This window comes from Microcystis sp. M083S1, assembly GCF_020246405.1.
Classification (GTDB): Bacteria; Cyanobacteriota; Cyanobacteriia; order Cyanobacteriales; family Microcystaceae; genus Microcystis; species Microcystis aeruginosa_C.
In genome coordinates this window covers 19287-36559 of sequence record NZ_JADBTB010000136.1, presented here as the reverse complement: position 1 = coordinate 36559, position 17273 = coordinate 19287, and the positions used below count along the sequence as shown (strand labels likewise).

Genomic DNA, 17273 nt, shown 5'->3' with positions numbered 1-17273 from the left:
TGCTGGATAAGACTTTTAGCCTTTTTTGAAATCCAAAAGTACCAGATATGGGAGTGATCAGGGGGAAATTCAGCTACTTTTTCCCTGAAAATTAGGTAATTGACCCCCTCAAAATCGGTAAAACCCCACACCCCACACCCCACACCCTACACCCTGCCCCTAGGAAAAACTTTTTCAGCAGACCCTAACTATTGAGTTAAAAACAGGCGATTTCAAGAGGAAGGGGGCAATTCTAAAGGGATAGCCCCGATTATTCCCTTACGAAAATCATTGAGTAACTGCATGGCTGCCCTTTCTTTATCCTCTTGATATTTGAGATTGGCCAATTTTTCGATAAAATCTTCCCCGGTCATGTCTAGAGTATTCAACCCATAACGAGATTGTAAAAGTCCTTCATACTGTAATTCTATTAATAAATCGACAAAAGCCGCCGCTATCCTTTGGTTATCATAACCAGCATCCCCAATATCCTCACAGATAGCTAATTTCACCGCATCCTTTTGATTTTCTAAACGGGAAGGAATCACCCCCGGCGCGTCTAATAATTCTAAGGTGTCGGAAATTCGTACCCATTGTAATTGTCGCGTTACTCCGGCCCTGCGGGCGCTGGCGACGACTTTTCGCCCTAATAAACGGTTAATCAGGGCAGATTTGCCCACATTGGGAAACCCGATCACCACGGCGCGCACTGGACGCGGTAACATTCCTCTTATTTGACGTTTTTGGTTAATTTCATCGCCAATTTTTTCCGCCGCTTTGATAATTGCTTTAACTCTTTCTCCCTGTTTAGCGTTAGTAAAATAGACGGTTTCTCCTTGACTTTTAAACCATGTTACCCATTGTTGCTGGGCAGATTCGGGAATCATATCGAGACGATTTAAGATTAACAAGCGCGGTTTATTGCCAATCCAATCGTCCACCTGCGGATGATGGGAAGCTAAGGGAATGCGAGCATCGCGCACTTCTAAGACTACATCCACGAGTTTAAGATGTTCCTTGAGTTTTCTTTCCGCTTTGGCAATATGACCGGGATACCATTGAATTAACGACATGGGAGATGGGAGTATAAAATTAAATCTTATCAGAAATAGTCCCTAGATAGCTAAGTAGGTAGGTTTTAAAAATTGTCAGATTCCCCCTTATTAAGCTATCCATTACTTACATCTTTCTTAACATAAAATTTGACAAAAAGAAAAAAGTGTGCCGGATGGCTCAAGGGAGTTCTATGGGGGAACTAATTTGATCCGATAGTTTCCAAGTCTCGCTGATATCATCTAACCTTCGCAGTCCCAACCAAATAGTTTCATAGTTTCAACGCTGGGTTCATCGTCACCTTTTCTCCCTAAAAAACCCCAAGAGAAGCAATTATTAAGTTTAAACTGGTTGTGTCTTGAACTGCCAAAACTATTGGATGTTCTTTGATTCTTTCTACTGTACTTTTAGCTTGGGCGGCAATTAGTTCCAAAAGTCTTAGGTGGCACTGGCGGCGGCTAGATTTCCCGATACTTGTGAGACACTTATACTAGGTTGGCTGGCCAAGTTTTCCACGATACTGATTAATCCTTTCTTTCTTCTCGTGTCCCCTAGGTCTGCATACTGTAATTCTTGGGCTGCCCATTTCTCCATTTTTTTGCTCACCTCCACCTTAATTCCTTCTTTCAAAACTATACTTATCAATCGTTTCCCCTTTTTTTAAGTTTCTTCTCTTTTTGTTAAGAAAGATCTGACTAATCGATAGCTTAATAAGGGGGGGTTGACAATTTTTAACACCTACCTACTTATTTTTTGCCTCTTGCCTGACTGGGAGTCGCAAGTCTAAGCTAAGAATAGCCGGCCAACCCGTCCCGACCACCGGATAACTGATAGAATGAATGATTCTAACGCTAATTCTCCCGCTCAATCCTCAGAAGAGACAATAGATGAAACCAATTGGGCAGATCTGGGGGAAGAGGGGAAACCCCTAGATAAACCCACTGCCAAACCTATCCAACCATCTCCTCTCAAGTCTATCGCTACCCTGATCACGGTGGAAACGGCTTTTTTGGCCAGTGCTACCAGTTTAATCTGGTTAATTGATTATTATTTTCCCCTCGGACCGTTATTAAGGGTTTTCTTCCCGATTCCTGTCGCTTTAGCCTATTTACGTTGGGGCGCTCGCTGTGCTTGGATGACAGCATTAGTTTCTAGTTTACTTTTGTCGGTGTTGATGGGACCGACTCGCAGTATTGTCTTTTTGATTCCCCACGGCCTGATGGGGGTACAATTGGGGCTATGCTGGCGCCGGGGTGCGCGCTGGGAATTTTCTATCTTGACTGGGGGACTGTTGGGGGCTTTTGGTTTATTCTTTCGTTTTTGGCTGTTTTCAATTCTTTTAGGCGAAAATCTCTGGTTATATGTGATTACCCAAGCGACTAATTTTATTGATTGGATTTTCACCTGGTTAGGGATTCTCGCTAAACCGACGCTGCTGCAAGTGCAATCGATAGCAGTTGTGGGTATATTTGTCAATAGTTTATTATACTTATTCGCCGTGCATTTAGTGGCGTTATTAGTTCTTGATCGCCTTGGTAATCCGATTTCTCGTCCGCCCAAATGGGTGCAGGTCATACTAGATTATGAGTGATTATTTAGGGACTTGCGCTTTGATAATCTACCTTTTGGGCGAACGCAGTTCGCCCCTACATTGTGGACAAAATCCGTTACTGTAGGGGCGCAATGCTTGCGCCCTCCGAGCGTTCAGGTTTGCTGATCACTCTAAGTAGGGGGAGAGCCTTCGAGCGCCTCCGCAGCTAAGGGACTTGCGCTTTGATAATATGCCTTCTGGCCGGTCTGATTCTTCTACAGAGCGATTTTCTGGCTGGGATATTATTCCCACGCAAGTCCCTTAGTGCTTTATGGTCAGTATCTCCAGTCAACTGTTAATCGATCATTTTTCCCCGATCATCGTCTTGTCAGAGAGTGACCGAGTGAGTTATAGTCGTCTATAAGACTCGATTAAAGCATTTCTTAAAAGAATCGTGGTTTTTGGAAAATCGAAAAGTGCGCTATTTTCCCTTCCACAGAAACCTGTTGCCGAGGGGAGTAACTCAAAAACTCCTTTTTTCCTAGATTCTGATAGACAGAACCGGCGGAAACGGATAAAAAATGCTGTTATCGAGCAAGACTCAGGGATTAATTGAAAATCTCGTCTCCTGGCTGTGCTTACCTAATTGTGGGTCAAGCCGGCACTTGCCAAACAGACTTAACAACTGAAACCAAGACTCAGTTCCCACGTCTGAGAGGCAGATGAACATCAAGATGAGGCTTTAACGATGCGGACTCATCTTCTTAGAACTTTCTTAACAAGACCAGATTTCCAGAAGTAGCCTCAAAGCATAGACAAATAGCCCATAGTCCGTCGCTTTTGAAACCGAAAGATTGAGGAAATTGAATGCCAAAACAAATAATCATAGCCGAACAACACCATATAGCGGCTGTTTTTTGGGAAGATCAAATTCAGGAATTAGTTGTAGCCACAGGTAATCAGCAGGTGGCCGACATCTATCTAGGATTAGTAGAAAATGTCATACCCGGGATAGATGCGGCCTTTGTCAATATTGGCGATGCGGAACGCAATGGCTTTATCCATGTCACCGACCTGGGCCCCTTAAGACTGAAAAAAACTGCCGGTGCTATCACCGAATTACTGGCCCCCCAGCAAAAAGTGCTGGTACAGGTAATGAAAGAACCCACCGGCAACAAGGGACCGCGGCTAACGGGAAATGTCACTCTCCCGGGCCGTTATCTGGTATTGATGCCCAATGGTCGCGGGGTGAATCTCTCCCGTCGCATCCGCAGTGAAGACGAGCGCTCCCGTTTACGAGCTTTAGGGATTTTGGTCAAACCAGCGGGGATGGGTTTGCTGGTACGCACCGAGGCCGAAGGCAAAGCGGAAGAAGCGATTATCGAGGATTTGGAATTTCTGCAAAAACAGTGGGAGAGTATCCAACAGATGGCCGTCAGCAGCCGCGCCCCGGCCCTGCTGAACCGCGATGATGACTTTATTCAAAGGGTTTTGCGGGATATGTACAGTGCCGATGTCAATCGCATTGTTGTGGATAACCCGGTGGCGGTAAAACGAGTTAAACAACAATTGACGAACTGGGGCGGCGGCAAAGCTCTCGAAGGGGTTTATATTGACTCCCATCGGGAAACCCAGCCAATTCTCGACTATTTCCGGGTTAACGCCGCCATTCGCGAGGCCCTGAAACCCCGGGTTGATTTACCATCTGGCGGCTACATTATCATCGAACCGACGGAAGCTTTAACGGTAATTGATGTTAACTCCGGTTCCTTTACCCGTTCGGCCACGGCCCGAGAAACCGTACTCTGGACTAATAGCGAGGCCGCCACAGAAATCGCCCGACAACTGCGCTTGAGAAATATCGGCGGTGTGGTGGTGGTGGACTTCATCGATATGGATTCCCGTCGCGACCAGTTGAAACTGCTGGAATTGTTTAATAAGGCCTTGAAAAGCGATAAGGCCCGGCCCCAGATTGCCCAATTATCGGAATTGGGGTTAGTGGAATTAACTCGTAAGCGTCAGGGGAAAAACATTTATGAATTATTCGGCAAAACCTGTGACCATTGCGGCGGACTAGGTCATTTAGCCCATCTACCCGGAGAAGGCAACGCCATCGCCCTAGAAACCCCCACCGTTAGCCGCGCGGAAAGAGAAACCTTTGTCGTTGCCCCGACTAATACAAAAGTTCTACCCGATAAGAGCGCTCCTAGCGTTGCAGCTGCCGAACCCTATCTAGAAGTTTTCTCCGAATTTGAGGCCGAAGAAAACGCCCAAGGGATGGATCTTTCCTTCCACCCCAACTATCAAGAACAGGTTAATAATTCTCGCCGTCGCCGTCGCCGTCGTCCCTCGGAACTGTTGCTAAAAGAGGAACGGAGCGAAAAAGCCTCTACTAACGCTATTAACAACGAAATCGAGCCGGAATCAGAACCACAACGCCTGGAGGAAAAACGAGAACGCCCCGCCCGTCTCTCGAAACGGGGAGAAGATGCTGGCGCCGCCAAAAATATCCCCGTCAGCGAACGGGAGCGGGTTTCCGTGGAAATGACCGAGGTAGAACAGGAAGTTTATTCTTTAATGGGCATTTCTCCCCTGATTCTGGTGGATAAGGAGTTTAAAGACCCGAAATCGGTGATTGTTTCCGTGAAACTGGCAGGGGAAAGGGAGGCGGAAAACCCAGAAACGCCTCCCACTCCTGAAATATCCTTGACTCCTACCCTAGAAGTCGAGGACACAGCCGCCGCCGCCCCAGTAGAGGCGACGGAAACTGGCGAGGAAGCTGAAAATCGTCCCTTGGTGCGCCGTCGTCGTCGTTCCACCACTAGCGAAGTTAGTCAGGAAATCAACCAAGAAGCTAGTCCACCAGTGACTTTTACGCCGGAACCGATTACGACCGAAACTCCAGTTTTTCTCGGCGAAGTCATTCCTTTAGAGACCCCGGTGAGCGCCGAGGTGACGGAGGAGCCACAACTAGAGGCTGAAACCGCAGTGCTGGGTCGTCGTCGTCGTCGTTCCTCCGCCACTGCCGATGAGTCATGAGCGCAGAACTCTTAATTGCCGGTGTCGATGAGGTGGGGCGCGGGGCTTTATTTGGCCCCGTGGTGGCGGCGGTAGTGGTCACTGTCCCCTCTGGTTTTGCGCGGCTGTGGGAGTTGGGGGTAAAAGATAGTAAGCAACTTAGCCCCCAAAAACGGCAAAAATTGAGCCGGCAAATACAACGGGATTTTGTTTGTCGCATCGGTTATGCTACGGTGAAAGAGATCGATCGCTTGAATATTTTTCATGCCTCCCTACTGGCAATGAGCAGAGCTATCGGGAAATTACCCCTTTCCCCCGGTCTCTGCTGGATCGATGGCAAGCACATTATTAAAGATTTGTCAATCCCCCAAAAGGCGGTAATTCAGGGAGATCAAAAATCCCCAGTAATTGCGGCGGCTAGTATCGTAGCGAAAGTCTGGCGCGATGACTTAATGACTCGTTGGCACGGACGCTATCCCGATTATGGCCTCCCTCGTCACAAGGGTTATGGCACTGCTCAACACCTAGAAGCGATTGGCAACCATGGACTTACTTCTCAGCACCGGCTCTCTTTTAGTCCCTGTCAACAAATCCGCGTCAGTCCCCACTCAAGGGCGGAGTGGGGTGGGGAGGGCAATTGAGGGGTTTACTCACTGATAACTGATGCCAGGGCCTGACGGGCAATTTTTGTGACGTAGAGGGTGACAGCAACAGTAGCGATAAAACCGATAAGACGAATAGTCCATGATAAAACTGGGTTAGTGGCTGGTGCCGAAGTCCCGATAGTGGCAAGATTGCCCGCTAAAGAGCCAATATAGACATATATTATCGTCCCCGGAATCATGCCCGCGCAACCTAGTAGATAATCTTTCAGGGAAACCCCGGTGACACCATAGGCATAATTAAGCAGAGTAAAGGGAAATATGGGAGATAAACGGGTTAAAAGCACTATTTTTAAACCTTCTTTCCCCACAGCTTCATCGATAGCTTGAAATTTACTATTACCTTGAATTTTTTCCGCCACCCAACCCCTAGCCAGATAACGTCCCACCAGAAAAGCGGCAGTAGCGCCGATAGTTGCCCCGATAAAGACGTAAAAAGAGCCTAAAACCAAGCCAAAAACCACACCAGCCCCTAAAGTTAGGATTGAACCTGGAAAAAAGGCCACAGTAGCTAGAATATAGATAATTATAAACGCGATCGCTCCCACGGCTCCCAAACTATCCACCCAAGTTAAGGCATGGAAAAGAATAGTTTGAGGGTTAAAACCGGTGGAGGCACTGGATTCGAGGGCAAAAGCGGGGGGAGTAGTCAGGAAAAAAACAAGGCTAAATGTAGTTAATAACAGTAAATGCCTGATAATCACAGTTTTTTCCGAGGGCAAAAACTTGGAAATAATCATAAAAAGTCCCTATAAGGAATGAAAAAAGAGAGATTGAACTATAGAAGCGAATTAAATAGAACTGGGGCTATTCTACCCCGATTATCATTGTTTAGACCAGAAAGCCAATCCTGAAAATTCCCAGAAAATCCCCCTCTCTCCGAGAAGATAAGACAAGCAACAGCCCGATAATTTTTGCTGTTTACCTGATAAGCTAGGATGCATTTTAACCGCCTATCCTTAGATTAGCTGAATCTCCCCTAATCCCTTTACTTTTGCCTCTTGCAAGAGTGCAAGAGTGCCTCATCTCAATCAGCAATTTAAATGCGCGGGCAGCTTATTACACCTTGCCGTCTCTGGGGAAAAAATGTCACAATTAGAAATAATTAGCATTGGATATAGCAATCAATCTATGAAAATCCTCCCCAAGGTCAAAGCCCCCACCTTCGTGCAAATGGCACAATGGATCATTAATCCCGTAGCTTTTATGGAAAATGCCGCCCGCAAGCATGGCGATATTTTTAGCACAAAAGTGGGTTTAACTGTAGATAATTTTATCTTTGTCAGTAGTCCTTCGGCCCTACAACAAATTTTAACTAATGATCGTAAACAATTCTCGGCACCAGGGGAAGCAAATCGGATTATTGCCCCGATTATTGGTGATTATTCCGTCGTCATGTTAGACGGGGACATCCATAAAAAACGCCGTCAGCTTTTATTGCCACCTTTTCACGGGGAAAGAATGCGTTTCTACGGCGATTTAATCCGCGATATTACCCTGAGAGTAATGGCAGAATTGCCCCAAAATCAACCTTTTAAAGCCCGTTCAGCGACCACAGCGATTGCTTTACAAGTAATTATGGAGGCAGTTTTTGGAATTAGTCAAGGGGAACGTTATCAAACCCTGAAAAAAATTCTGGCTGAAATGCTCGATATTTTTAACTCTCCGGTGATGGCTTCTTTGTTATTTTTTCCAATTTTGCGGGCTGATTTGGGTGCTTGGAGTCCCTGGGGAAAATACCAGCGTTACCAAGAAAAAATTGATGATATCATCTATACAGAAATTGCCGAAAGAAAAGCTAATCCTAACCCCAATCGTACCGATGTTTTATCACTACTGATGTCGGCCCGGGATGAAGAAGACAACCCGATGAGCGATAAGGAATTGCGCGATGAATTAATGACCTTATTATTCGCCGGTCATGAAACCACAGCCACTGCTATGTCTTGGGCGCTCTACTGGACCCATCGCTATCCAGAAATTAAAGCAAAAATTCTCCAAGAAATAGCCACTTTAGGAGATAATCCTAACCCCATTGATATAACTCGATTACCCTATCTTTCGGCGGTTTGTTCGGAAACTTTACGCATTCATCCCGTGGGAATGTTAACTTTTCCGCGAGTAGTGCAAGAACCGGTAGAACTAGATGGTTATCCTTTAGAAAAAGGGACAATTCTTATGGGTTGTATTTATCTGTCCCACCACCGCGAGCAAACTTTCCCCGATTCCCATACTTTTAAACCAGAACGCTTTTTAGAAAAACAATTCACCCCCTACGAATATATGCCTTTTGGTGGTGGAGCGCGTCGTTGTATTGGGGAAGTTTTAGCTATCTACGAGATGAAAATCGCTATCGCCACAATTTTGGCCAATTATCAGTTAACTCTAGTTAATAATACCCCCGAAAAACCCAGCCGCCGCGGTGTCACCCTTGCTCCCTCGCGAGGAGTTCCCATGGTCTTAAAAGGACGACGGGAACCTCTGGTGACTGCCCCCATGCTCGCCGAAATTTCTTAAAAAAACTGACAAAATATTGTACAATCAGAGTTGTGGTATCATATATCATAACTCTGCTTTTTTTGTCAATAAAATTGGGGATAATTATGGTCTTAATTCGTTTAGCTAAATCCTGGCAAATTTCCGAAAATGAAGTTACTTCCGAAAGTGTTTATTTTAACCGTCGTCGCTTTTTACAGGGGTTAATCGGGACAGGAATTGCGGGGAGTTCCCTATTATTAACTGCTTGTGGTAAATCCTCCTCCTCGGAAGCTTTAGAAAAAAGTTTGCAATTACCTAAAATTGCAGGGTTCAGCAAGAATCCGAATTTTTTAACGGTAAATCGCCCCATAGTTGCCGAAACTGTAGCGGGGAGATATAACAATTTTTATGAGTTCGGAGGGGGGAAAAATATCTGGTTAAAAGCGCAGAAATTACCGACGAATCCCTGGACGGTAGAAGTGGGAGGATTGGTAAAAAATCCCCAGACCTACGATATAGATACTATTAAAAAAACCTTTCCTCTCGAAGAAAGAATCTATCGTTTTCGTTGTGTGGAAGCTTGGTCAATGGTCTTACCTTGGTTGGGTTTTCCGATGAGTGCTTTAATTGCGGCAGTGGAACCAAAACCAGAAGCTAAATTCGTCCGTTTTACCTCCTTTTATGATCCCGAAATTACTAAGGGGCCAGGATTACATTTAGGAGCCTTACCCTGGCCCTATGCAGAAGGTTTAAGAATTGAAGAAATGGCCAATGAATTAGCTTTCTTTGCTGTGGGAATTTTCGGACATGATTTACCCAAACAACACGGCGCACCCTTGCGAATGGTTATTCCTTGGAAATACGGTTTTAAAGGAGCAAAATCGATAGTAAAAATTGAATTTACCGCCAAACAACCCGCCACCTACTGGAACACAATTGACGCTCACGAATACGATTTTGAGGCTAATGTTAACCCCAGTAAACCCCATCCCCGTTGGTCGCAAGCAACGGAGAAATTTATCGGCAGTAGAAGTGATTTATCTTGGGAAATTATCGAAACTCTGCCCTATAATGGCTATGGTGAATATGTGGCTAGTTTGTATAGTTAATTTTGATGATTATCCGCGTTTTATTCAGTTTAACTAAGTATCTATGGACAATAAAACTCTGTACGAACAAGACTTTTATCTCTGGATTAGAACTACTATTAATCAACTGCAAGCCAGACAGTTTGAGCGGGTAGATTTAGAGAATTTACTGGAGGAGTTAGCAAGTATGGGAAGGAGTGAAAAGCGCAAAATCGAAAATCTTTTGATTCAATTACTGGTACATTTGCTGAAACTAACTTACTGGACAGGAGAAAAATCTAGAAATGAGGGTCACTGGAAGGGAGAAATTCTCAACTTTCGCCGACAAATAATCGAAGAAATTAAAGATAGCCCTAGTTTGAAACCCTATATTCTGGAAATCTTTGAGGAATGCTATCAATTTGCTAGAAAAGAGGCTCAAGTTAGAACTCAATTACCCCTTGATACTTTCCCCCCTATTCCCATTGGTTCCCTTGAACAAATTCTCGATGAAGATTGGTTTCCCACTAATAACCACGAGTAATATATAGAGGTAAATTATGGATAATAAAACCATGTACGAAGAAGACTTTTATCTCTGGATTAGAACTACTATTAATCAACTGCAAGCCAGACAGTTTGAGCGGGTAGATTTAGAGAATTTACTAGAGGAATTAGCAAGTATGGGAAGGAGTGAAAAGCGCACAATCAAAAGTCTGTTAACCCGATTATTAGAACATTTACTTAAACTCAAATATTGGACAGCAGAAAGAGAGAGAAACGAAGGTCACTGGAAGGGAGAGATTAGAACTTTTCGTCTCGATATATTAGATGAACTTAAAGATAGTCCTAGTCTGAAACCTTATCTTTTGGAAATTTTTGATGAATGTTATCTTTCAGCCCGAAAAAATGCCAGTGACCGCTCTCAATTACCCCTCGATACTTTCCCCGTTATTCCCATTGGTTCCCTTGAACAAATTCTCGATGAAGATTGGTTTCCTGGGGGCGATAATCTGGAAATATAGCCATCAGTTAGACTGCTCCCCACTGCTGTAACAAAAAACAACTATCTCCCGATAGCGATCGCTAAAGGTCGAATAATTGTAAATTTCTGTCAAGGGGTGCGGTCAGACATAGGAATCATCGCTAGAATGAGCCTAATTGTCAGTGCGAGCGCCGATCTGGTAGGGTGCGTTCCCTAATGTGGCTCCCACTGCTCCAGCGATCGATTTTTGGGGAACGCACCATGCCCATTGATTGAAGCTGTGGGTTTAAGTGTGGTGTGGGCTAATCTGGCTAACAGGCTTTTGGACGTGATATAAGGATAGTATGGGTGACGGTTTATCTGATGACGGAGAATGGATGTGTAGGGGATGTCTTTCAGGCATTTTTCTGCGGCAACTTTATATTTTTGATAAAATACGAGTTAGTGAACGCAGCCCTTAGGGGGCTTTGGCTATGACGCTCGCATCAAATGAACAAACCGCTATCATTCGTACAGAGCGGGGACTGACGATCGCAGGAACCCGCATCACCCTCTACGATGTGATGGATTATGTGACTGCTCAATATCCACCTAAGTTCATTCAGGGATTATTTGATCTGACGGAAGAGCAAATTAACGCTGCCCTGGCTTATATTGAGGCTCATCGTGCGGATGTAGAAGCTGAGTACCAGCAAGTTCTCAAAGAAGCTGAAGAACTGCGACAGTATTACGAAGAGCAAAATCGTGAGCGAGTTGCCCGTATTGCTGCTAAGCCGCCAAAACCAGGCACAGAAGCCATTCGAGCAAAACTTCAAGCGGAAAAAGCCAAGTTGGCATCACGGGCATGAATTTTCTAGTTGATCATAACTTACGAGGGCATTCTCTTGTCCTCGCCGGAGTCCTTGCTGCGAGTGGTTGGCTTGACTTGATCTCGATTCGTTTTATTCTGTTTGAAGAAGTTGGGTTAGCTGTCACGAGCGATGATCGCATTGTTTGGCGGTATGCTCAAGCCAATCAGATGATCCTGATCACCGCTAACCGAAGCATGAAAGGCAAAGATTCCCTGGAGCAAGTGATGCGGGAGGAAAATACCCCCACATCATTACCCGTCGTGACAATCGGTAATATTGAGCGACTACTTGCCGAGCCAGATTATCGAGATCGTTGCGTTAACCGTTTGGTTGATATTGTAGTTGATATTGAAGATTATCAAGGCGCAAGACGCATTTTTATTCCGTGACGCGCCGAATGCTAGAGCCATTGAAGTCTATCTGTAGGGACACGGCATAACGGGTTCGTTATACTGAATCGGTTTTTAATAGTATGATTAACTCCCAATCCAACTTGAAAAACCCGCTCCCTTCTCCCCACTGCTGTAACAAAAAACAACTATCCACCGATAGCGATCGCTAAAGGTCTAATAATTATAAATTTCTGTCAAGGGGTGCGGTCAGATCGAAGAATCATTGCTAGAATGAGCCTAATTGTCAGGAATTTAGTTAAACAAGATTTTTGGCAATATGCTAATCTGGCTAACAGGCTTTTGGGGGTGATATGGGGAAAAGTTCTGGCGATTGCGCCTAAATGGAGTGATATACCGAAAGTTGAACCATATCGTTGCCTCAGAGAGTTTTATGCAGAAAGTTGACCTATAATATGTAGTTGGGCTGCTTCGTTTTTTGGTTGTGGCTGTCCTTGAAGATGATTTGTTAGAACCACAAAGTTTTCGTTATTGAGATTTTTTATGCAATCCGGTCTCCGCAGTGGAAAGCTTACAAAATGGAAAGATGAGCGTGGATTTGGTTTTATTCAACCCGTTGATGGGAGTCAAGAAGTTTTTTTGCATATTTCTGAAGTTAAAGATGCAACCCGTCGTCCACAAGAAAACGACACGATTTATTACCACTGCATAGTTGACTCAGATGGCAAAGTTCGAGCTTACAACGCATTTATTCTGGGAGCAAGAAACAAGTCAGAACCTTCAAGTAGTCGAACTAAACCCTCTGATGCCATCATTTCAAGCTTTCCGATAGTTGAGGTAGTTCTGTTGTCGCTTCTGCCTTTGTTTGGAGCTATTCATTTTACATGGACGACACGCAATCCCATTCCACTGATTCTTTATCCCGTAATGAGTTTAGTGACTTACGCTCTATACGCAGATGATAAATCTCGTGCTAAACGAAAGGATTGGCGAACTTCTGAACAAACGCTACATCTGTGTGAACTTGCAGGTGGATGGTTGGGCGGGTTTATTGCCCAGCGAATATTGCGCCATAAAGGTCAGAAAAAGTCTTATCAAGTCACTTTTTGGGCGATCGTGATCCTTCATTATGTTGTATGGCTGTTTTGGCTGTTTTCGGGAGGAACGCTATGAGGTATTGCGATTCTAAAAGCATCAGTGCGATGCCGAAGGCACTGCGTAGCAGTACGCTATCGCCGTAGGGTGCGTTCCCTAATGTGGCTCTTACTGCTCCACTAATAGATTTTAGGGAACGCACCATGCCCATTGATTGAAGCTGTAGGTTTAAGTGCGGTGTGGGCTAATCTGGCTAACAGGCTTTTGGACGTGATATAAGGATAGTATGGGTGACGGTTTATCTGATGACGGAGAATGGATATGTGGAGGATGTTTTTCAGGCATTGCTTACCCCGCTAAAGGTTAAAATGATCATGAAGAAATAGAATTACTCTAATGAAACTAGATCGTATTACGAGCCATCCAAACCGTATGAATGGGCAACCCTGCATTCGTAATCTTCGCCTTACGGTTCGTCGAGTGATTGAGCTACTGGCAACTTATCCCGATCGAGCAGAATTACATCAAGAGTTTCCCGAACTGGAGGATGAAGATATTCGACAAGCCCTAATTTTTGCCTCTTCCTACTTGGATGATCGCATCATTGAACTTCCTAATCGCTATGAAGCTGTTGCTTGATCAGGGACTACCGCTTTCTGCGGCAACTTTATTATGTGATGCTGGGATCGACACTATTCATGTTGGTGAAATAGGGATGTCTGAAGCTGAAGACTCAGACATTATCCAAAGGGCTAGAGACGAGGGACGGGTTGTTGCTACTCTCGATGCGGATTTCCATACATTGCTGGCACTTGATGTGGCGAATACTCCTTCAGTCATTCGCATTCGGGTTGAAAGATTACGCGCCCAAGCACTTACGAATCTTTTGTTGACAGTAATCGCTGAGTGCGAGGACGATTTAGAACAAGGATCAGCCATTACGGTTGAGCCAAGCCGTATTCGTATTCGTCGTTTACCATTAGTGTCTGATGTCTAACGGAAACGTTATACTGAATCGGTTTTTAATAGCATGATTAACTCCCAATCCAACTTGAAAAACCCGCTCCCTTCTCCCCACTCTCCTATAACTTTTAAACAGGATTTAGTATGACTATCTAAATTACTCGTTAAGACTATGAGCAGGGAGCAGGGAGAAAAAACCTGACTACTGACTACAAGCTGATCACTGACAAAACCTATCCCAAAACGATCGAATCGCGCAGGGATTGAATTTCCTCGGTTTGTAAACGCGCCCCAAAAGTAGAAACCACCCGGGCAGCCGCTAGAGAAGCGAGATTTCCTGCTCCTTTGTAACCCATACCGTGGGTAATACCGTAGAGAAACGCACCTGCATACATATCCCCTGCACCGACGGTATCGATCGCCTGTACGGGATGGGGGTCAATTTCCAGGAGATTTTCGCCATCATAGATCAAAGAACCACTGGCACCCCGGGTGATAGCGAATCCTTTGGCAATGGTTTTAAAATAGGCGATCGCTGACTCGATTTCCTCGCTGCCAGAAATAGTCAAAGCTTCCGACTCATTAGCGAAAACGAAATCTAACCCCGTTCCGATCATTTCCAGTAATCCCTCCCGGAAGAAGATCGCCATATTGGGATCCGACAGGGATAAAGCGGTTTTGACTCCAGCAGCCTGAGCAATTTCTCGCCCTTTAATAGCGGCAGCTTTGGCAGTGGGAGAGGTGACGAGATAACCTTCGAGATAGAGATAATCGGCATTAGCGATCGCTGAGGGGACTAATTCCCGTTCGGAAATTTCCCCAGTGATGCCGAGAAAAGTATTCATGGTGCGATCAGCATCGGGAGTCACAAAAACTAGACATTTTCCCGTGATTCCCACCTCTTTTTCGCCGCCGTGTTCATTGGTATGCAAACCACAGGCCCGCAGATCTTGTAGATAAAACTTACCTAATTCGTCATTGCCCACTTTACAGGAATAGAAACCTCTACCCCCCAACTGAGCGATCGCTACTAGGGTATTCGCCGCCGATCCGCCGCCGCTGCGTTTACAATCAAGAGCCAATTTTTCCATCAACTGGGTTTGACGATTTTCGTCCACCAGCGTCATCACTCCTTTATCGATGCCTAATTCTTGCAGTAATTCAGGAGAGACTTGAAATTCCATATCGACGAGCGCGTTACCGATCCCATAAACGTTGTATTGTTTGCCCATAATTTAGTCGATCGCCTAAAAATACTTTGTTATTGATAGTAGGGAAATAAGGAGCAAAAAGCTAGGGGCTTTTTTCAGCCAGAGAATACCATAATCAAAAATAATGGGTGTGCTAGTCTCACACCCCCAGTAATTTGTGTTAAGTTTTGTTTAACGAAGCCACTTTAAGCCTCATCGTAGGCTTCTAGATCCAACAGATAAAGATAAGGTTCGGCTAATTCCTGTCTTTGAAAAGCGATCGCTCGCAACAGGTGCCAATCCCGCAAAGCCTCGAAGGGGTTACTATACTCATCTTTTTCTAGTCGTTCGGCCAAAGAAGCAATATCAGCGGCGGTATATTTGGCAATATCTTGATCAGTGAAGCTTATAACTGTCATTTCTGCACCTCCCTCGACCTTTGTTCTATTTCTAGCTTAACATATATCCTAAGTTGAAAAAATGCCTTCCCCGCCAAGTTAAGAACTGTAAATGGAAGGGTAATTGTGGTACAATTCCAGCAAAAAAGCTATTTTTGATTGATCTTCTATGAAAACAGCCCTCATTACTGGCGCTTCCACTGGTATCGGTGTCGTCTTTGCTCGTCAACTTGCCCAACGGCAAATGGAGCTAATTTTAGTCGCTAGATCTAGGGATAAACTAGAACAATTAGCGGCGGAATTAGAGGAACAATACGGGGTAAAAGTGACGGTTATCGTCCAAGATCTGACCGTTGCTGGGGCGGGAAAGCTAGTATATGATACGGTGAACCAAAAAGGAATCAACGTCGATTTACTGGTAAATAATGCCGGTTTTGGTGATTATGGTGCTTTTAGCGAGCAGGATTTAGCCCGACAGTTAGAAATGATCCAGTTAAATAATCTGGTATTGGTGGAATTAAGCCACTATTTTCTCCGTCCCATGCTTGCTGGTGCTGGGGGGGCAATTATCAATGTTGCTTCCATTGCTGGGTTTCAACCGCTCCCCTATCTTTCCGTTTATGCGGCGACAAAAGCCTTTGTCCTCAGCTTTAGCGAGTCTCTCTGGGCAGAAAATAAAGACAAAGGCGTTGAAATCCTTGCTCTTTGCCCCGGTCCGACGGAATCTAATTTTTTTGAGGTGGCCCGATTTCCCAGTGCTTTTATGGGCAAAAACGGCCGGTTAGATTCGGCGGAAGTGGTGGTACAAGAGGCTTTAACTGCCTTGGCAAACAAACGCCCCAACGTGGTAGCCGGTAAATTTGCTAATAAAATTATCGTCAATCTGCCCCGTTTTTTACCTAGAAGTTGGATCGTGTCTTTGATAGAAAAGCAATTCAAGCTCTAACTAGAATCAAGCGAATTAAAGCAATTGCTGATAGGATTTTAAGGGAATACCTGTCCGGTTTCTCACTTCGATGGCCGAACGATAGACACCGTTTTTTTCTCTTTCGGCGACAATTTTATCGGCCAGGGAAAAGTCAAGACCGAGATTGACTAATTCCTCAACAGAGTGGTAATTTAAACAACGCCAAGAAACGTCAACTTCTTGGCGAATATCGTAGGCAAAGATAATCAAAGGTTCCAGTTTTTTGAGATAATTTTCCGGTAAACCAGCCAGGAAGTGTAATTCTTCCAAATGGGTAAAAATATGTCCTTCATTACGGACAGAAACAATATCATTGGCATAGACAATCGGCAACCCTAATTTATAAACCAGATCGTTGGTGGAACAGCTGTTAATATCAATTTTTTCAAGAGGAGAGGATGACTGTCTAGAATCGGTTCTATTTGCCGAAGCTATTGGATGGGAATTAAGCTGTTGACGGATGTATAAACCCAGGCCGATTTGGGCAAACCAAATTACGATAAAAGACTCTTGTGTAAGGAAAATAAGGGAGATAATTGTCAAAGCAATGCCGACGGATAACCAGCTTTGGTTATTAGTTTTTTTGCCAGCATTAGCAATGGCAAGTCCCCCGAAAACTGGGACTAAGGATAGCCAGATCCACTCGGAAGATTCGGGAGGGCGAGGAGAGAGATTAGACATATTTT

General features: G+C 44.8%; 18 protein-coding genes and 1 pseudogene. 13 read left to right on the top strand and 6 right to left on the bottom strand.

Going from position 1 to position 17273, the window contains the following annotated elements; genetic code table 11:
• Positions 1–212: 212 nt before the first annotated feature.
• Together ylqF and IM450_RS13610 are read right to left on the bottom strand one after the other, a co-directional pair.
• Positions 213–1052: a ribosome biogenesis GTPase YlqF gene (gene ylqF / locus IM450_RS13615; protein ID WP_287670023.1), complete on the bottom strand. Its 840-nt coding sequence runs from the start codon at positions 1050–1052 to the stop codon at positions 213–215.
• Between the two features lie 320 nt (positions 1053–1372).
• Positions 1373–1626, bottom strand: a pseudogene (locus tag IM450_RS13610) (IS4/Tn5 family transposase DNA-binding protein); the annotation flags it as partial.
• Between the two features lie 241 nt (positions 1627–1867).
• Between IM450_RS13610 and IM450_RS13605 the strand changes: the two are divergent.
• From IM450_RS13605 to IM450_RS13595, 3 genes are all read left to right on the top strand, one after another.
• Entirely contained in the window at positions 1868–2623 is a 756-nt protein-coding gene (locus tag IM450_RS13605; RefSeq protein WP_004268423.1) for a DUF2232 domain-containing protein, read from the top strand.
• An 807-nt stretch (positions 2624–3430) separates the two neighbouring features.
• Positions 3431–5602 (top strand): Rne/Rng family ribonuclease, encoded by a 2172-nt coding sequence (locus tag IM450_RS13600; protein WP_004268425.1) that lies wholly within the window; start codon positions 3431–3433, stop codon positions 5600–5602.
• The gene (locus IM450_RS13595) at positions 5599–6222 is read left to right on the top strand and encodes a ribonuclease HII (protein ID WP_287670020.1); all 624 of its coding nucleotides are present in this window, start codon (positions 5599–5601) and stop codon (positions 6220–6222) included. The genes IM450_RS13600 and IM450_RS13595 overlap by 4 nt, the downstream gene beginning before the upstream one ends.
• Positions 6223–6227: 5 nt before the next feature.
• Here the strand turns inward: IM450_RS13595 and IM450_RS13590 are convergent, their stop codons facing one another.
• On the bottom strand, positions 6228–6983 hold the full coding sequence (locus tag IM450_RS13590; protein WP_287670018.1) for a TVP38/TMEM64 family protein: 756 nt from the start codon (positions 6981–6983) through the stop codon (positions 6228–6230).
• A 391-nt stretch (positions 6984–7374) separates the two neighbouring features.
• On the opposite strand from IM450_RS13590, the gene IM450_RS13585 reads away from it, so the two are divergent.
• The 9 genes from IM450_RS13585 to IM450_RS13545 all read left to right on the top strand — a co-directional run bounded on the left by IM450_RS13585 (position 7375) and on the right by IM450_RS13545 (position 14066).
• The gene (locus tag IM450_RS13585) at positions 7375–8760 is read left to right on the top strand and encodes a cytochrome P450 (RefSeq protein ID WP_287670028.1); all 1386 of its coding nucleotides are present in this window, start codon (positions 7375–7377) and stop codon (positions 8758–8760) included.
• An 86-nt stretch (positions 8761–8846) separates the two neighbouring features.
• A complete protein-coding gene (gene msrP / locus IM450_RS13580) occupies positions 8847–9830 on the top strand; it encodes a protein-methionine-sulfoxide reductase catalytic subunit MsrP (RefSeq protein ID WP_159294627.1) in 984 nt (327 codons plus the stop codon).
• Between the two features lie 43 nt (positions 9831–9873).
• Positions 9874–10332 carry a DUF29 domain-containing protein gene (locus IM450_RS13575; RefSeq protein WP_002734421.1) on the top strand — a complete coding sequence of 153 codons (459 nt, stop codon included), beginning with the start codon at positions 9874–9876 and terminating at the stop codon, positions 10330–10332.
• 16 nt (positions 10333–10348) lie between these two features.
• A complete protein-coding gene (locus IM450_RS13570; RefSeq protein ID WP_287670014.1) occupies positions 10349–10813 on the top strand; it encodes a DUF29 domain-containing protein in 465 nt (154 codons plus the stop codon).
• A 433-nt stretch (positions 10814–11246) separates the two neighbouring features.
• Complete coding sequence (locus IM450_RS13565; RefSeq protein ID WP_149978030.1) at positions 11247–11621, top strand: DUF433 domain-containing protein; 375 nt, start codon at positions 11247–11249, stop codon at positions 11619–11621.
• On the top strand, positions 11618–12013 hold the full coding sequence (locus IM450_RS13560) for a DUF5615 family PIN-like protein (RefSeq protein ID WP_108935877.1): 396 nt from the start codon (positions 11618–11620) through the stop codon (positions 12011–12013). The genes IM450_RS13565 and IM450_RS13560 overlap by 4 nt, the downstream gene beginning before the upstream one ends.
• Before the next feature lie 504 nt (positions 12014–12517).
• Entirely contained in the window at positions 12518–13147 is a 630-nt protein-coding gene (locus tag IM450_RS13555; RefSeq protein WP_002761869.1) for a DUF1294 domain-containing protein, read from the top strand.
• A gap of 318 nt (positions 13148–13465) precedes the next feature.
• Complete coding sequence (locus IM450_RS13550) at positions 13466–13708, top strand: DUF433 domain-containing protein (RefSeq protein ID WP_002790012.1); 243 nt, start codon at positions 13466–13468, stop codon at positions 13706–13708.
• A complete protein-coding gene (locus tag IM450_RS13545) occupies positions 13692–14066 on the top strand; it encodes a DUF5615 family PIN-like protein (protein WP_287670010.1) in 375 nt (124 codons plus the stop codon). The genes IM450_RS13550 and IM450_RS13545 overlap by 17 nt, the downstream gene beginning before the upstream one ends.
• 199 nt (positions 14067–14265) lie before the next feature.
• Here IM450_RS13545 and IM450_RS13540 read toward each other — a convergent pair whose 3' ends face one another.
• Both IM450_RS13540 and isiD read right to left on the bottom strand, forming a co-directional pair.
• On the bottom strand, positions 14266–15264 hold the full coding sequence (locus IM450_RS13540; protein ID WP_103113235.1) for an adenosine kinase: 999 nt from the start codon (positions 15262–15264) through the stop codon (positions 14266–14268).
• Positions 15265–15428: 164 nt separating this feature from the next.
• Positions 15429–15641: a protein IsiD gene (gene isiD / locus IM450_RS13535; RefSeq protein WP_002732311.1), complete on the bottom strand. Its 213-nt coding sequence runs from the start codon at positions 15639–15641 to the stop codon at positions 15429–15431.
• Between the two features lie 148 nt (positions 15642–15789).
• Between isiD and IM450_RS13530 the strand changes: the two genes are divergently transcribed.
• Positions 15790–16566 carry an SDR family NAD(P)-dependent oxidoreductase gene (locus IM450_RS13530; RefSeq protein ID WP_287670007.1) on the top strand — a complete coding sequence of 259 codons (777 nt, stop codon included), beginning with the start codon at positions 15790–15792 and terminating at the stop codon, positions 16564–16566.
• A gap of 15 nt (positions 16567–16581) precedes the next feature.
• Here IM450_RS13530 and IM450_RS13525 read toward each other — a convergent pair whose 3' ends face one another.
• Positions 16582–17268, bottom strand: coding sequence for a helix-hairpin-helix domain-containing protein (locus tag IM450_RS13525; protein ID WP_147069382.1), 687 nt, complete (start codon positions 17266–17268; stop codon positions 16582–16584).
• Between the last annotated feature and the right edge of the window lie 5 nt (positions 17269–17273).

What these genes read in the sequence shown, in the direction of transcription:
- IM450_RS13600 (WP_004268425.1), top strand. Translation starts at nt 3,431, where the DNA reads ATGCCAAAACAAATAATCATAGCCGAACAACACCATATAGCGGCTGTT.
- IM450_RS13555 (WP_002761869.1), top strand. Translation starts at nt 12,518, where the DNA reads ATGCAATCCGGTCTCCGCAGTGGAAAGCTTACAAAATGGAAAGATGAG.
- IM450_RS13575 (WP_002734421.1), top strand. Translation starts at nt 9,874, where the DNA reads ATGGACAATAAAACTCTGTACGAACAAGACTTTTATCTCTGGATTAGA.
- IM450_RS13565 (WP_149978030.1), top strand. Translation starts at nt 11,247, where the DNA reads ATGACGCTCGCATCAAATGAACAAACCGCTATCATTCGTACAGAGCGG.
- IM450_RS13525 (WP_147069382.1), bottom strand. Translation starts at nt 17,268, where the DNA reads ATGTCTAATCTCTCTCCTCGCCCTCCCGAATCTTCCGAGTGGATCTGG.
- IM450_RS13560 (WP_108935877.1), top strand. Translation starts at nt 11,618, where the DNA reads ATGAATTTTCTAGTTGATCATAACTTACGAGGGCATTCTCTTGTCCTC.
- ylqF (WP_287670023.1), bottom strand. Translation starts at nt 1,052, where the DNA reads ATGTCGTTAATTCAATGGTATCCCGGTCATATTGCCAAAGCGGAAAGA.
- IM450_RS13585 (WP_287670028.1), top strand. Translation starts at nt 7,375, where the DNA reads ATGAAAATCCTCCCCAAGGTCAAAGCCCCCACCTTCGTGCAAATGGCA.
- msrP (WP_159294627.1), top strand. Translation starts at nt 8,847, where the DNA reads ATGGTCTTAATTCGTTTAGCTAAATCCTGGCAAATTTCCGAAAATGAA.
- IM450_RS13545 (WP_287670010.1), top strand. Translation starts at nt 13,692, where the DNA reads ATGAAGCTGTTGCTTGATCAGGGACTACCGCTTTCTGCGGCAACTTTA.
- IM450_RS13540 (WP_103113235.1), bottom strand. Translation starts at nt 15,264, where the DNA reads ATGGGCAAACAATACAACGTTTATGGGATCGGTAACGCGCTCGTCGAT.
- isiD (WP_002732311.1), bottom strand. Translation starts at nt 15,641, where the DNA reads ATGACAGTTATAAGCTTCACTGATCAAGATATTGCCAAATATACCGCC.
- IM450_RS13550 (WP_002790012.1), top strand. Translation starts at nt 13,466, where the DNA reads ATGAAACTAGATCGTATTACGAGCCATCCAAACCGTATGAATGGGCAA.
- IM450_RS13605 (WP_004268423.1), top strand. Translation starts at nt 1,868, where the DNA reads ATGAATGATTCTAACGCTAATTCTCCCGCTCAATCCTCAGAAGAGACA.
- IM450_RS13595 (WP_287670020.1), top strand. Translation starts at nt 5,599, where the DNA reads ATGAGCGCAGAACTCTTAATTGCCGGTGTCGATGAGGTGGGGCGCGGG.
- IM450_RS13590 (WP_287670018.1), bottom strand. Translation starts at nt 6,983, where the DNA reads ATGATTATTTCCAAGTTTTTGCCCTCGGAAAAAACTGTGATTATCAGG.
- IM450_RS13570 (WP_287670014.1), top strand. Translation starts at nt 10,349, where the DNA reads ATGGATAATAAAACCATGTACGAAGAAGACTTTTATCTCTGGATTAGA.
- IM450_RS13530 (WP_287670007.1), top strand. Translation starts at nt 15,790, where the DNA reads ATGAAAACAGCCCTCATTACTGGCGCTTCCACTGGTATCGGTGTCGTC.